Source organism: Patescibacteria group bacterium (genome assembly GCA_041645165.1).
GTDB lineage: Bacteria > Patescibacteriota > Patescibacteriia > 2-02-FULL-49-11 > 2-02-FULL-49-11 > 2-02-FULL-49-11.
In genome coordinates, this window is sequence record JBAZQN010000022.1 from 1 (window position 1) to 16528 (window position 16528).

Here is a 16528-nt window from a genome sequence, read left to right on the forward strand (position 1 = left end):
TGAAAGCTCTGACGTGACTGACGGTAACGCTGCTGACGGCTTCCCGGCCATCACTTTGGTTGCCTCATCTGGCACTGCCACGATTGGCAACGCTGATTACGCCGCTGCCGCCACGACTACTTTAACTCTAACTATCGCTGCTTCCGCCACAGGCAACACAGCCATTACTGTTACTCCAACCTACGCCGTTGCCGGAGCCGGTCAAATTGACGATGTCGCCGCAGCCAACAATGAAATGGCTGATGCCGAAACCGTGGCTGGCGCTGACGGCGCGGCGCCGATTGTTACGGCCGTCGCACTTTCTCTCACCTCTAGCAACGTTATTACTTTCACTTATTCAGAGGTTATGACTGTAACGAACGGCGCTTCAACTGCCACTAAGGGCGATACTACTGTTGCTGGCACGGTAGCTGGCTTTGGTTCTTTTGCCACGGCTGGCAATGTGACTGTTGCCACCGTCAAAAATACTGTTGGCGGTAATGGTACAACTGTTCTTACAGTCACTTTGGCCAATGAAGCGGCCAGTTATTTAGCCGGAACTTCAACTACTGAACCGTCAGGCGTCTTTACGCCTGTGGGGAGTGCTGAAGTTAAGGACGCAGTGAATCTTCAAGTTAACACTGTCAATACGCCAACCACCACTGGCGGTGGATCTTGGGATTTGGCCAAGCCGACGATTACTTCAGTCACTGTTTCCGATGCAGCGAGCAATGATGGTAAAATTGATCGCGCGGTTTTGGTTTTGAACTCAGCCATGAGAGACGCGAACGTTACTGACTCTAACGGAGCTTTGGGCGGTTTGGCCGGTACTTTCACCACGGGCGCTCCTAATGACGCGACAACAACTTTCAACATCACTGATCCAAGCACTCAACCCGTTAATACTGCCTTAGGCGCACACACAAGTTTCCTCTACAGCGGCGCCACAACATTAATCACTGACTTGGTCGGTAACTTACTTGACACAACTGTTGACGGTCAAATTGCCGCCGCTGATATTGTTGAAACAGATGGCGCGCAGCCGATTGTTACGGCCGTCGCACTTTCTCTCACCTCAAATCGCGACGTTATTACTTTCACTTATTCAGAGGCTATGACCGTGACGAACGGCGCTTCAGCCACAGGAAGAGGTGATATTACTGGAGCGGGCGTAGTGGGCGGTTTTGGTACATTTGCTACAACTGGCAATGTGACCGTCCCCACCACTAAAAACACGGTTGGTGGCAGTGGCACAACTGCTCTTACGGTTACTTTGGCAAACGAGGCCACAGGTTATATGAACAACACTTCCACCACAGAACCCTCTGGCGTCTTTACGCCAGCGACGAGCGTCCAGGTGGTTGATGCGGCATCAAACCAAGTTAACAATCTTAACGCTCCAACCGCTACTGGCGGCGGTACTTGGGATTTAACAAAACCAACTATTACCTCAGCAACTGTCTCTGATGCCTCCGGCAGCAATGGCAAAGTTGATCGCGCGGTTTTGGTTTTGAACTCAGCCATGAGAGACGCGAACGTTACTGACTCTAACGGAGCTTTGGGCGGTTTGGCCGGTACTTTCACCACGGGCACTGCCAATGACGCAACAACAACTTTCAATTTAACCAGTGACGCGGCTCAGCCGGTTAATACCGCTTTGGGCGCGCACACTCAATTCAACTACACTGGCGCCACAACTTTCCTTATTGATCTTGCGGGAAATCTTTTGGATACAGTGAGTGATGGCGCGATTGCTGATGGTGATATTGTGGAGACCGACGGAGCGGTTCCGATTCTTGTTTCCGCTACTTATCGTGACCTTGACAGCAATGGCGCGGTTGATACTTTGCGCACCACTTGGTCGGAAAATGTGACAATGACTGGTAGTACTGCAGTTGACTGGACGATTGTTGGCGGTTCAATTACTGCCGCTTTCAGCGCGGCAGCCAATGATGCTGTTGCGGGTACAACTTTAGATGTTACAGTCACTGCTGATGCCAATGAGACATCAAGCGGGGTCGCTCCAACTATTGCTTACGATAATGATGATGTCAATAACAGCGTGGTTGATGGTGCGACGAACGCGGCTGGCACAAATGCCGCCGCAACCGCAACTGACGCGGCCGCTCCGGCCGTTGCTACTGCTATTTTTTACGATGCTTCGCCGGCAACTAACGATGGAAAACTTGATCGTATCTCCGTTATTTGGTCCGAGAATATTAGCGCCGTGGCCGATGGCAGCGCTGATTGGGCAATTTCTTCCGCGGCGAATTTTGCCGCTCTCACTGAAACCGCAGTTATTTGCAACAGTGGCGCCGCTGCGGTCAATGAATGCCGATACACCTTCACAACCACTACAGTTAAAACAAACGTGGGCGACTTAAGTCTTGCTTACACTGCCGGTACTTCTGTCACTGACGGCACAAACACGGCGGCGAGCAAAACCTTAACCTCTGCTTCATCTCCACCCTTCACTGATGGCGCAAATCCGGTCGTTGCTTCCACCTCTCCTGCTGACGGCGCGACAAGCGTTGCCTTGGACGCCAGCTTCTCTATCACTTTCTCGGAAGCCATGACTACGACTGATATCACAACAACTACTCTCGGCAGATCTCCTACTTTTACTCTCGGTTCAGCTGTTTGGTCTTCTGGCGATACGGTTGTCACTTACGCTTCGCATGATGCTTGGGCTGGTCTGCAAATCTATACAATTGATTTGGTCCAAGGATCAATCAATTCGGCGGCCCTATTAGACAGCACTCTTGATAATTCAGCCATAGTCGCCGATCCTTACACCTTTACTACTGTCGCGGCTTCTGGCGGCGGCGGTGGCGGCGGAGGAGGATTACCGGCTTCTGTCACGGTTACAACTCCAAATGGCGGAGAAACCCTGACTGGCGGCGGAACATACAACGTTACCTGGTCCGCTCCGGGCGTGGCTGACACAATTAATCTTTACTACTCACTCGATTCCGGCATTAACTTCCCGAACACTATTGCCACAGCGCAAACAAACGATGGCTCCTACACTTGGACCGTGCCGAACATTTCTTCGAGCACTGTCAAGGTAAAAGCCGTGAGCGGTTCGTTGAGTGATATTTCCGATGCCAACCTTGCTATTACTTATACGACTCCGACGGTTTCTATCGTGAATTCAACGATTGCGGCTTCTCCGACTTCGGTTGTGGCTAATGGCACAAGTTTCTCCATCATTACTGTTACCGTGAAAGACGCCGCGAGCGTTCCGCTCTCGGGTAAAGTTGTGACCCTGGCTTCAAGCCGCGGTACAACCGATACAGTGACGACTGTGACTGGCACGACCGGCGCGGATGGTAAAGCGACTTTCAATGTTTATTCAAGCACGGCCGGCACTTCCACATATACCGTGACGGCGCAGGGCACAGTTCTCACAAGCACGGTCTCTGTTGTCTTCACTGCGGTTGGTGCGCCGACTACTCCCGGCACAGGCGAAACCCCAACATCAATTTCAGTTGGTGACCTGATCAAGAGCCCGCTTTCCACGTCAGTTTATTACTATGGATCCGATAACAAGCGCCATGTCTTCCCAAATGAGAAGACATACAAATCATGGTACGTTGATTTCTCCGGCATCAAATCCGTCACCGCTTCACAACTTCAAGGTATTGCCTTGGGCGCGAACGTCAAAGTTCGTCCCGGCACGGTGCTCGTGAAAATTGATACAGATCCTAAAGTCTACGCCGTTGAACCGAGCGGACTCCTTCGATGGGTTCCGACCGAAGCGCGCGCGCTTACTCTCTACGGTTCTGCTTGGGCTTCAAGAATCATTGACGTCCCGCTTATCTTCTGGGTTGATTACTCTTTCGGAAGCGACATCACAACTGACGCTCACCCGACCGGTGCTCTGATTCAATATACTGGCACGACCGACAAATATTACATCCAGGGCGCGGAAAGACGCTTGATCTCCACCGCCGGCTTCACGGCCAACAAGTTCCAGCTGTCCAATGTTCTCGCGGCTCCGACCACCATCTCCTACACGTTGGGTACGCCGATCACTGCCGAGGACACAGCACTGACCAGGATTTATTAGAACTAGACAGATTAAGATAAAAACCAGGCCGGTTTTCCCGGTCTGGTTTTTTGTGGTATAATGATGGCGACTGGGAGTAATATACTTGTGGATAATTCGTTATATTAATAATAAAATAATACTAAATTTTGTAAAATTGTTTTTGTTCAGCCATTTTTAACTTTAAATTTTTAATTTTAAACTTGACTGAGCGAAGCGAAGGAACTTATGGCAGAACAAATCAAAAAGGGTTTTTTCAAAGTATTGCCATTGTCGGTGGTAATGCTCATGATCATAAGCATCTCTCTTGGCGTTTGGTACAGTATGCCGGTTAAACTGGCAAAAGCAGCCGCCCTGGCGCCTCTCACTACCACATACCGAGACGCGAATGCTAACGGAACAGTTGACAACGTCAGACTTACTTTCACGAATGTTACCGCTTGCACTTATGAAGCGGGTGACTGGTCAGTGGCCTTGGCCGGGACAGTTGGTGTGACGGGCGTAACCGGATTTACCAATTCCGCTAGCTGCACGACTGACGAATATATTGATGTGGCTGTCACGGTTTCTACTACCAATACTACTGGCGGAGCTGTTAATCCGCAAATTACTTACACAAACCAAGGCACGTTAGCGAGCGTAGTCGCTGATGCAAATGACGGCACGGCGACCTTCACGGCGACTGATGCGGCCGCTCCGGTTTATGTCAGCTCCAAAACATTGGATAACAACAAAAATGGCACAGTCGACTATATTAAAATAACCTATTCAGAATCAATTCTTGATAGTTCGGTAGCAGGTACTGATTTTGCGGCTGGTATTGCTGATACAACAGTTGGGAATCTAACTGAGTCATACGCTTCCCTTACTCCCGCCACTGGCAATGAAATAGATGCAGCCAATGATGCTTATATCTACGTTGGCGTAACTTCAGGCACTGAGACAATTTCTACGAACAAAACAGATTACACCTTAAAGATTGAACAAGTTGACGCAGTTACTGACAGTATTCCGAACAGTCTTGCTTCTTTTACTCTCAAAACCTCCACTGACGGCGCCGCTCCTTATCTCGTTTCTGCAGCTTACACAGATTCTACCGCTGACGGTAAGGTTGACCAAGTGGCTTTTGCCTTTTCTGAAGTAACAACCTTTACCGCGATTACTGCCGCGGATTGGGCATTCTCCACAGCTGGCGATGTCGGACTTGTTGGTGATTTCGCCCTTGCCGAATGCGTGGGTTCAGGGACCGTAGCCACTATTACTTGCACTGACGTTGGCACGGGTACGGTTGACGCCACTGCCGCGAGAACCGGTAAGCAAAGTGGGGCCGGCACTGAACCAGCTTTTACTTATACTAATAACACCAATAACATTAGTGATGGCGGCGGTGGAAATAATACTCCCACTTTTGGTCCGATATCCTTGGTTGACGTCGCCGCTCCAGTCATTGCGACCACCTCTCCGGCCGACAACGCAACTGATGTGGCTTTGGACGCGAATCTTGTCATCACTTTTTCCGAGACGATGACTACATCCTCTGTTACCGGCGCGATAGCTAGAACTCCTGCCTTTACTCTTGGCGCGGCGTCATGGAACGCTGCGAGTACAATTCTTACTTTTTCCGCTCACGACGCTTTCGCCGGCATGCAGCTCTACGCCGTCACCTTAGCCGGAACAATCGCCTCAGCAGCCACAACTGACGGAAATCTTGGCGCCGGTCCGGTGGCCAATCCCTTTGACTTTACCACTGTCGCGGCTTCAAGCGGCGGCGGCGGAGGAGGATTACCTGCTTCTGTCTCGGTCACAACTCCGAATGGCGGAGAAACCCTGGTCGGTGGCGGAACTTACAATGTTACTTGGTCGTCAACCGGAACCGTTACTGATCTCCTAAGCATTTATTACTCAACTGACTCTGGTATTAATTTCCTAAACACGATTGCTACCGGAGAAACAAACGACAGCGCCTACACTTGGATCGTGCCAAATACTGCAACCGGAACTGCCAAAATAAAAGTGGTGAGCGGAAGTTTAAACGATATTTCTGACGCCAATTTTACCATTACTTATTCTGCCTCGGCGGTTTCTGCCGCGAACTCCACCATTTCCGCAACGCCCGCAACAGTCACGGCTAATGGGACAACGGAATCAACGGTGACCATCACTGTGAAAGACGCGAGCAGCAATCTTCTCTCGGGCAAAGTTGTAACTTTGGCTTCTTCTCGCGGCACTTCTGATACTGTGACGACCGTGACGGGCACGACTGGCGCAAATGGTGTGGCTACCTTTAAAGTTAAATCAAGTACGGCTGGCACTTCAACTTATACGGCGACCGCCGCGGGTGTGGTACTTTCCGGTACTGCCACAGTCGTCTTTACGGCTCCGGGAGAAGTCGGGGAAACGCCGACCGCGATCAATGTCGGCGACTTAATCAAGAGCCCGCTTTCCACTTCGGTTTATTACTATGGTTCTGATGGAAAGCGCCACCTCTTTCCAAATGAGAAAACCTACAAATCCTGGTACGTTGATTTCTCCGGAATTAAGTCCGTCTCTGCCTCGCAACTTCAAGGTATTGCCCTCGGTCATAATGTTACTGTCCGCCCTGGCACAGTGCTCTTGAAAATTCAAACAGATCCTAAGGTTTATGCCGTTGAACCGGGCGGTCTTCTCCGCTGGGTCCCGACCGAAGCGCGGGCTTCTACACTTTACGGTTCTGCTTGGGCGACAAAGATAATTGATGTGCCGCTTGTCTTCTGGGTTGACTACACCTTTGGTTCTGACATTACGACGGACATTCATCCAACCGGCGCTGTGGTTCAATACACAGGCACGACTGACAAATATTATGTCCAAGGCACGGAAAAGCGCCTGATCTCTACCGTCGGCTTTACGGGAAACCACTTCCAGTTGTCAAACGTCCTTACTGTCCCGACTTCCATTACCTACACAACTGGCACGCCCTTGACGGCCGAGGAGACATCTTTGTCGAGGATTTACTAGCATAAAATCAGATATAGAAAAAATCAGGCCGGATTTTCCGGTCTGGTTTTTTTGTGGTATAATAATGACGGTTCACTGTAAAATACTTGTGGAAGATTCGTTATTATTAATAATATAAATTTTATAAATTAACTTCGATCATTTGTCATTGCGAGCGCCGAAGGCGCGCGGCAATCTCAAAAATTGGGATTGTCCCGATGGCTTCGCCATCGAGGATCCTCGACGATGTCGGGACTTTATCGCTTTGCTCCTCGCAATGACTTGAGATGAAGCAAAAAAATTTATGGCAGAAAAAATCAAAAAAGGCTTTTTCAAAGTATTGCCATGGTCAATGGTGATACTTTTAATTGCCAGTGTGTCTATTGGCATCTGGTACAGTTTTCCGGTTCATTTGGCAAAGGCAGCCGCCCTGGCGCCGCTTACTACCACATACATAGATCTGAACACCGACGGAACGGTTGACAACATCAAACTTACTTTTACGAATGTTACCGCCTGCACCTACGAAGCGAGCGATTGGACCGTAGCCGTGGCTGGAACGATAAATGTAACGGCCGTGACTGGTTTTACCAATTCCGCTAGCTGCACGACTGACGAATATATCAATGTGGCCGTAACCACCACATCTCAAATTACCGGCGGAGTTACTAACCCACAAATTATTTATACAAATGGAGGCACGTTAGGGAGTGTAGTCGCCGACGCAAATGACGGTACAGCGACCTTCACGGCTACCGACGCTTCAAAGCCAGTCATCAAAACAATTACTTACAAAGATGCTGATGGCGACGGGAAAATTGACCGCATGACCCTTACTTATACAGAAACCGTCACCGCCGCTTCAGTCCTCGCGGCCAATGACTTGATCTTCGGCGATGTAGGTAGTTTCTTTGGCGCGGCTTTTGGCGCTAATAACACTGACCTTATTTCTGGTTCTGTTGCTTCGACTGACGTCAATCTCGGGACGGAAGCAAGTATTGTCGCTACACATGATGATTCTGGTACTCTAGCGGTTTCCACTCAAAATGTGTTTTCTTTGACTGATGGGACAAACACAAATAGCACTACTGGCAATCAATCTCAAGCCACTTACGCCGATGGTGCTGGCCCGGTTCTTATCGGCGGGCAATATACTGATGATGATGGCGACGGAGACCTTAATTTTCTTAATGTCTCTTGGTCTGAAGATGTAGTGGTGACTGGCAGTACAGCAGTTGATTGGACGATTACCGGAGGTTCGGTGAATGCAGTTTATGCAACTTCCGGTGACTTTCCCTTGGCTGTTACATATCCATTAGTAGTTACCTCTGACCCTAATGAAACGGGCGGAGCGGTTGATCCGACAGTTTCTTATGATAATGATGATTTAAATGGCAGCGTAGTAGATAGTTATTCTAACGCTGCTGGTACGACGGGGCCAGTTTCTGTAGTTGACATGGCTTCGCCGATTGCAGTTTCCGCGGTTTACAAAGACACAAACAACAATGGCACGGTTGACCGCATTGACATTACCTTGAGCGTTGACGTTGGTTTAACCTGCAGTTGGGACGCGGGAGATTGGTTAATTCCAACGCCCGGCAGCATCACAGCAGCCTCTCCTTCGGCTTGCGGCATTTCGGGCAATGATGTTCAGATTACTATTTCAGCTGACGCGAATGAAACTGGCGGAATGACTGATCCAACAATTAATTATGTTAATGCGTCCCCCAAAAATAGCGTAGCTGATGGCTCGATGAATTCAATGCAACCTTTTGCCAGCCCGGTTACCGCAACCGACGGCGCCGCTCCGGTTTTTTTGACTACTTCTCCGGCGGACAACGCAACTGGCGTGGAGATGGCCGCGAATTTGGTTATCACTTTCTCTGAACCAATGACTACAGCCTCTGTCACGGGTGCAATTGCCAGAGTTCCATCATTTACTCTCGGCTCGGCGGCTTGGACAGTTGGCGATACAGTTTTGACTTATGCTTCTCACGACGCATGGGCTGGTATGCAGAACTATGTCATCACTTTAGCTGGAACAATCGCCTCGGCGGCGGCTGGTGACGGCAATCTCGGTGCTGGTCCAGTTGCCAATCCCTTTGACTTCACTACCGTTGGAGGTTCAAGCGGCGGAGGAGTGAGCAGTATGCCCGACTCTGTTACGGTTACGGCTCCGAGTGGTGGCGAATCTTGGGTCGGAAATTCAAGCCACAACATTACTTGGTCGACGACAGGTGCAACTATCAGCAAAGTAAAACTATTATATTCTCTTGACTCCGGCATCAATTTTCCACACACAATCGCTACGAACGAAACGAACGATGGCACCTATTCTTGGACTGTTCCCAACGTGGCGAACGGTACGGCGAAAATCAAAATTGAAGGATATGATTCAAGCAGTCTCCTCGTGACATCAGATATTTCCGATGCGAACTTTGCCATCACCTATGTCACTCCCGCGCCTGGAACGCCGGAAACCCCAGGCACTCCAGGAACGCCAAGCGTTCCAGAAACTCCTTTGAACGAGCTACAGACAGGAGATCTTTTTAAGAGCCCCTTAAGCACTTCAGTTTATTACTACGGCTCCGACGGGAAACGTCACGTCTTCCCGAATGAAAAGACCTACAAGAGTTGGTATGTGGATTTCACCGGTATCAAGACTATTTCCGCCTCTCAACTTCAGGGTCTAACTCTCGGCAAAAACGTCACGGTCCGTCCCGGTACTGTTCTTTTGAAAATCCAAACTGATCCCAAGGTTTACGCGGTTGAACCAGGCGGCCTTCTCCGCTGGGTTCCGACCGAAGCAAGAATTAAAATTCTTTACGGCGATGACTGGGCAACGAAGATCATCGACGTGCCTCTTGCCTTCTGGGGCGATTACTCCTTCGGTTCTGACATTTCAACCGATACCCACCCGACCGGCGCCCTAGTTCAATATACCGGCACCACGGACAAGTACTACATCCAGGGCGCGGAGAAAAGAAAAGTCACAACCGCCGGCTTCGCGGTCAACAACTTCCGGAGCGAATATGTCCTCGCTATTCCCGCTACTCTTTACTATGCCCCTGGCGTGGATATTACCGGAGCGGAGAGCGCTTTGACGTCGATTTATTAGTAATTTTTACGAAGAAAAAAGAGACGGGTAATTTTCGCCTCTTTTTAGTTGTCACGTTTTTTGGTATACTAAACTAACGTGAGATTGAAATAATCAGATGTGTTATTCGTCTTATATAAGCAGAGGGGCCGCCCAAAGCGGTCTCCTAAATCTTAATTTAATTTTAATTAAAAATTATGAAAACATTAAGAATTTTTCTTATGGTGGCCATGGTTCTAACCGTAAGCGGCGTGAATTTGTTACCGCAAGCGGCAAATGCCTACACACCGTCTCTGACTTCGGCGGCTTTTTTGGACGCCGATCATAATGGCGCGATCGATCAGATAAAAGTAGTATTTGATTCAGATGTAACGGCTTGCAACTTTGAGGCGGGGGACTGGACATTGACTCCCGGCCACGTTGGTTTGGTTGGCCCGACCGGCAGATTAAATGGTTCGGGCGTTGACGCGGCTTGCGATGGATCAACAAATTATTTTTATCTTCTCGTTTCTGGCGACACAAACGAGACAGGTTATTCTGGACCTTATGTTCCGCCGGATATTCAGTATAAAAATTTAGGAACCGCGGGCAGCGTTACGGTTTTGGGCGCGCCAGTGCCAAATCAATCCATCGTGACTGTCGACGATACGGCAACGCCGGTTTTACGAAGTGACGGCGCGAACGCTCCAACTTATTCTGACAGCGATCATAACGGTACGGTTGATCGACTGAAATTGGTTTTTACTGAGCCGGTAAATTTTGTTTTTAATTCCTCCGATTGGGCTTGGGCGGCGGGAAGCTTAACGGGTTTTGCTCTTTCTAGTTATTCGAGTGGTGGCGCCACTTCAACGATTTATTTGAACGTCACGGCTAATGCGGGCATAACAGGTGTTGGTTCAGGCACTGCTCCAACTATTCGATATGCCGCGCTTGGTACAGGAGTAGTAGATCTTCTTGGCAATTCTATGGCGGGAATGGATGTTCCGCAAAATATCTCCGACGGTGCCTCGCCAGTCATTATTTCGACCGTGCCCACAGCCGGATCAACCGGAGTGGCTGTTACGACCTCATATGTGAGAGTAACTTTTTCCGAGCCAATGAATACCGGGGTGACTTCGCTTTCCATTGGTTCTGGAAGTTGGTTGTCTCCTTCCTGGAGTGACGCCAATAAAACAATTACTCGGTCAAGATTGGCGACCTTGGCTTATGATACAAATGTGACGGTCACGGCAAGCGGGGAAGATACAAACGGGTATTTGGTAACTTCGGGTGTTTCGCCGGCCGTGGCAAATCCTTGGAGTTTCAGAACTGTTACTGATTCGTCTTCGGCTGTTTCGGCTAGCGAGTCATTGGTTTCCGCTTCGCCGACCTCAGTTACGGCTAACGGGTCTTCTGTCTCAGTTATCACTGTGACCGTAAAAAATTCTTCCGGCAGTGTGTTGTCCGGTAGAACCGTGACCTTGTCATCAAATCGCGGTTCAACTGACACGATTGCCATTGTGAACGGAACAACTGATTCAGCGGGCAAGGCCTACTTCCAGGTTCGTTCTAACACGACCGGCAGCGCGGTTTTTACCGCGGTGGCGGACGGTACGACCATCAGCCAAACAGCAACCGTAACTTTCACGTCTGTAACGACGAGTTCGGTCTCTGCTTCAAGATCAAGTATCTATGCCACGCCATCTTCGGTGACTGCGAACAATAGTTCTTATGCCACGGTTTATGTGACCGTGCGCGATGCCTCGGACAATCTTCTCTCTGGAAAAACCGTAACACTTTATTCCAGCCGTGGGGGGACAGATACGATTTCCATTGTCAGCGGTACAACCAACTCTTCTGGTCAGGCAACCTTTCAAGTTAAATCAGGATCGACTGGCACGGCGACTCTAACCGCGGTGGCGGACGGCACGACCATCAGCCAAACAGCAACCGTAACTTTCACGAGTTCATCAACGTCATTAATTTACGGTGATCTGTTTAAGGAGTCCGGGAGCACGGCCGTGTATTATTACGCCGATAACGGGAAGAGATATGTTTTCCCAACCTCAGCGATTTATTTTTCCTGGTATTCTGATTTTTCCACTATCAAAACCGTAAGTCACGGAACAGTGACAGCAGTTCCTTTTGGCGGAAACGTGATTGTAAAACCGGGCGCATACTTGGTTCAATTTGTAAGTATGGATACACCTTTCCGTGTTCTTGATCCCAAAGTTTACGTTTTGACTTCAGGCGGACAACTGAGGTGGGTCACTTCGGCGAGTGTGGCGGCAGCTTTTTATGGGGCCGATTGGGAAAGAAAAATCGTGGCCGTGCCGGAAGTGTATAAAACCAATTACGGCGGGGCGGTAGCTGGAGCAGATGTTAATTCCGTCTCGGATTACAGCAAGGTCTCAGTTGAATCAACCGTGAGGACAATTAGCGACCTGTATTAAATAACGTAATTCAATGAAAATAATCCGTCTTTTCTTTTAAGATCAGGCGGGTTGTTTTTTAAAAGAAAAGTGGTATAATTCTTAAATATGCCCCGTAGTGAAACTTCGGCAATTATCTTTTTGGCGAAGAATAAAAGAGAATTGGCTTTCGCGGCGGGAGCATACAGGTAAATGATTAATATTTAATAAATCGAAGTTCTACTACGGGGTATGCTTAAGAAATTAAATTTAGTGGTCATTTTTAGTTTATTTGCTTTTATTTTAGGGCCGCTTGCGGCAGTTAGCGCGGATTTTGACGTTGCTCAAAACCAGTCGTATAAACCAAACGAAATTTTGGTAAAATTTAAAAATAAACAGCAGGTAGAAAAAATAATGCTTGCCCCGGGCGAGAACGTTTTTGGGGCTGTCTCTCTTTATGAAAATCGGGCTGACGTTGAATTTGCTGAACCGAATTACAAGATGACCGCCGAGACAATTGCCTCAAACGATCCATTTATTTCTAATCAGTGGTATTTGGATAAAGTAAGGGTATGGAGCGGTTGGGAAAAGACCTCGGGCAACAAAGACACTGTTATCGCTATTTTGGATTCCGGAGTGGACATTGACCATCCAGATCTCGCGGACAATATCTGGGTAAATCCCGGTGAAGTAAAAAATGATGGAGTGGACAATGACGGAAATATTTATGTTGATGATGTTAATGGTTGGGATTTTGTCGCGGGAGATAATAATGCTCGGCCGGATTTTAAAGAATGGTGGTTCACAAAAGAAGGAATTGATCACGGAACAATTGTTGCCGGCGTGGCCGCCGCTGTCGGGAACAATTCGCGAGGTATCGCCGGCGTGGCCTGGGAGGCGAAGATTATGCCGATCCGCGTTTTGGATTCTTCCGGCTCGGGCGATGTTTTGACCGTGATTGAAGGAATTGATTACGCCGTGGAAAAAGGTGTTGATGTTATCAATCTAAGTTTTATTGGTTCGGGATTTAGTAAGAGTTTATTTTTATCATTGGAGCGGGCTTACAAGGCCGGGGTAGTGGTCGTCGCCGCAGTAGGAAACAATGGCAACTCGGGGACAAATTTGGATGAGGAACCACTTTATCCGGTTTGTTATTACGGCGGTGACGGAGAGAACGTTGTGATCGGCGTGGCTGCTACCGACAGGGATGATAAGAAGGCGGATTTTTCTAACTACGGAACAAAGTGCGTTGATGTTGCCGCACCGGGCGTTGATATTTGGAGTACGGTTGCTTACAACCCCGGTTTGCCACAATTTACTGAATATTATAGTGGTGGTTGGTCGGGATCGTCAGTGGCCGCGCCGCTTGTTGCCGGAACCGCGGCACTTATAAAGTCATTGAATCCAAATCTTGGCGTGCAAGAAATTAGAAATCTTTTAACCGTTAATGCCGACAGTATTGATCAGTTTAATCCTGATTATATTGGTAAATTAGGAAAAGGAAGATTAAATATTGGTCGAACGGTCGAGGCCGCTTATTTAACAATGGAAAGTTCTCCATTTTCTTTGCGTAAAGGTGATATCCTTGTCGCACCAGCGTCCGTCCTAAAACCAGAAGTAAAGATATTTAAAGAGGACTCATCATTTTTAAAAAGTTTTTTGGTCTATCCGGAAAAATTTTTAGGCGGCGTAAGTTTAGCTTCGGGCGATCTGAACGGTGATGGAACGGGGGAGATTATTACCGGTGCGGGACCGGGCGGCGGGCCGCATGTTAGAATCTTTCGCCAGGACGGCACAGCTGTTGGCGGATTTATGGCTTATTCCACGACTTTCCGCGGAGGAGTGAATGTTGCGGTTGGGGACATTGATGGCGACGGCAAGGCAGATATTATTGTCGTACCGGGTAATGGCATGGAACCATCAGTCAAAATTTTTGACTCAAAAGGAAATTTGAATACGCAATTTTTGGCGTTTGAAAAAGAATATAAAAACGGTCTTCGAGTAGCCGCGGGCGATACTGACGGCGACAAAATTTCTGAAGTCGCCGTTACCAAAATGAGTAATGGCGGCGAAGTAAGAATCTACGGACAATATGTGACTTTAAAACTAAAATTTTCTCCATTTGTAAATTTAGCCGGGGGGGTAACTTTAACCTTGGGCGATCTTGACGGCGATAAGGTGTCGGAAATTATTGTTGGCGCGGGACCGGGCGGCGGGCCACATGTTAAGATATACAACAATAAAGGATTTATGCGCAAAGAATTTTTCGCTTTCGGACAAGATTTTAGAGGGGGGATTAATGTTGGAGTAATTAGATAGCGGGTAATTGGAAATTAGTAATTGGTAATTAATTGTTTAAAAAATAATTTATGGCAAATCTCGAAAAAAAGAATGTTCTAGTAACGGGCGGAGCCGGTTTTATTGGCTCGCATCTTTGCGAAAAATTAATCAAAACATGTCGGGTAATTTGTCTTGATGATTTTTCTACGAGCGCGGTCGCGAATATTGATTTTCTTCTGCAACATCCTGATTTTGTCTTCATTAAACACGATATTTCTTCGCCGATCGATCTTGAAAGTATGCCGGAATTGGAACGTTTTAAAGTTAAATTTCAGGGGGTTGCCGAGATTTATAATTTGGCCTGCCCAACGTCAGCCAAGGATTTTGATAAATTTAAAATGGCAACACTCGCCGCGAATTCTGTCGGCATGAAAAATGTTTTGGATTTAGCCGTCAAATATAAGGCAAAAGTCGTGCACACTTCTTCTTCTGTAGTTTACGGACCACGCAGTGATAACAAAGAATTTTTACGCGAAGATGATTTGGGTTGCGTTAACCACCTAACGCCGCGCGGCTCCTATGACGAAGGAAAAAGATTTTCTGAAACAATGATCAATACTTATCGGGAGGCGCATGGTCTTGATGCAAAAATCGCGAGAATTTTCCGTACTTATGGTCCGCGGGAAAGATTGTTTGACGGAGAAATGGTTCCTGATTTTATCATTGATGCCCTGGACAATAAAGATCTGATTATTTATGGAGATGAAAGTTTTTCTACGTCGCTTTGCTACGTTGATGATGTTGTTTCCGGCCTCATAAAACTTATGGCTGCGCCAGCCGACATTGGACCGGTTAATTTGGGGAGTAATGAGGATTTGAAATTAATAGACGTGGCGGAAAAAATTATCGCCATGACCGGGTCTGAATCAAAAATAATTTTTGAAAAACCGCTACTTTTTATGACCCCGCTTGGTTTGCCGGAAGTGAGCAAGGCGAGAGAATTTTTGGGATGGGTGCCGCTTGTTCGTTTGGAAGACGGCCTGAAAAAAGCGATTGATTATACCCAGGCGTATAAACCACTTCTTCGGCAGCAGGGGATGGTTGATGAGAGATAAAAAAATTGAGTAATTAAGTAATTTTTGGTTGATATGAAAACAGTCGCGGTGATTCCCGCTTACAACGAAGAAAGAACTATTGCCGACGTCGTGATGGAAGTGCAAAAGTATGTTACAGAAGTTATAGTGGTTGATGATGGTTCGGCAGATCACACGATAGAGCACGCAAAAAGAGCGGGCGCAATTGTGTATTCCCATTTTCTAAATCGCGGCCAGGGGGCGGCGCTTGAAACGGGAAAAAAAATCGCACTTTTACGCCAGGCAGATATCATTGTGACTTACGACGCAGATGGGCAATTTGTTGCCCAAGAGATTGCCAACATGATTCAGCCAGTCGCGGAAGGTCGGGCCGACGTTGTTTTGGGAGCGCGTTTTTTGAAGTCCGAAATACCGCCGGTTAAAAAGTTTTTTTTGAGGGGGGCGACAATTTTCACCAGAATGACTTCAGGATTAAAGTTATCGGACACTCATAACGGTTTCAGGGCTTTCTCGCGCGAGGCGGCAGAAAAAATTACAATCGAACAAAACCGCATGGCGCACGCTTCGGAAATTTTGGAAAAAATTGGCCGGCATAGTTTACGCTACGAGGAGGTTCCAGTAACAGTTAAATATTTTTCACCAGAAATTCGCCGCGGTCAGC

Annotated in this window: 7 protein-coding genes; all 7 read left to right on the forward strand. The window is 48.0% G+C overall.

Annotated features, from left to right (window positions below; all coding sequences use genetic code 11):
- On the forward strand, positions 1-4051 hold a 4051-nt coding region (locus WC659_06670; GenBank protein ID MFA4873577.1), incomplete at its 5' end, for an invasin domain 3-containing protein.
- A gap of 207 nt (positions 4052-4258) precedes the next feature.
- The gene (locus WC659_06675) at positions 4259-7027 is read left to right on the forward strand and encodes an invasin domain 3-containing protein (GenBank protein ID MFA4873578.1); all 2769 of its coding nucleotides are present in this window, start codon (positions 4259-4261) and stop codon (positions 7025-7027) included.
- 283 nt (positions 7028-7310) lie between these two features.
- Positions 7311-10124, forward strand: coding sequence for an Ig-like domain-containing protein (locus WC659_06680; protein MFA4873579.1), 2814 nt, complete (start codon positions 7311-7313; stop codon positions 10122-10124).
- Between the two features lie 176 nt (positions 10125-10300).
- The gene (locus WC659_06685) at positions 10301-12535 is read left to right on the forward strand and encodes an invasin domain 3-containing protein (GenBank protein MFA4873580.1); all 2235 of its coding nucleotides are present in this window, start codon (positions 10301-10303) and stop codon (positions 12533-12535) included.
- A 210-nt stretch (positions 12536-12745) separates the two neighbouring features.
- Positions 12746-14812: a S8 family serine peptidase gene (locus WC659_06690; GenBank protein MFA4873581.1), complete on the forward strand. Its 2067-nt coding sequence runs from the start codon at positions 12746-12748 to the stop codon at positions 14810-14812.
- Positions 14813-14862: 50 nt separating this feature from the next.
- Complete coding sequence (locus WC659_06695) at positions 14863-15888, forward strand: NAD-dependent epimerase/dehydratase family protein (GenBank protein ID MFA4873582.1); 1026 nt, start codon at positions 14863-14865, stop codon at positions 15886-15888.
- A gap of 93 nt (positions 15889-15981) precedes the next feature.
- The coding region (locus tag WC659_06700; GenBank protein MFA4873583.1) for a glycosyltransferase family 2 protein at positions 15982-16528 on the forward strand (547 nt) is incomplete at its 3' end.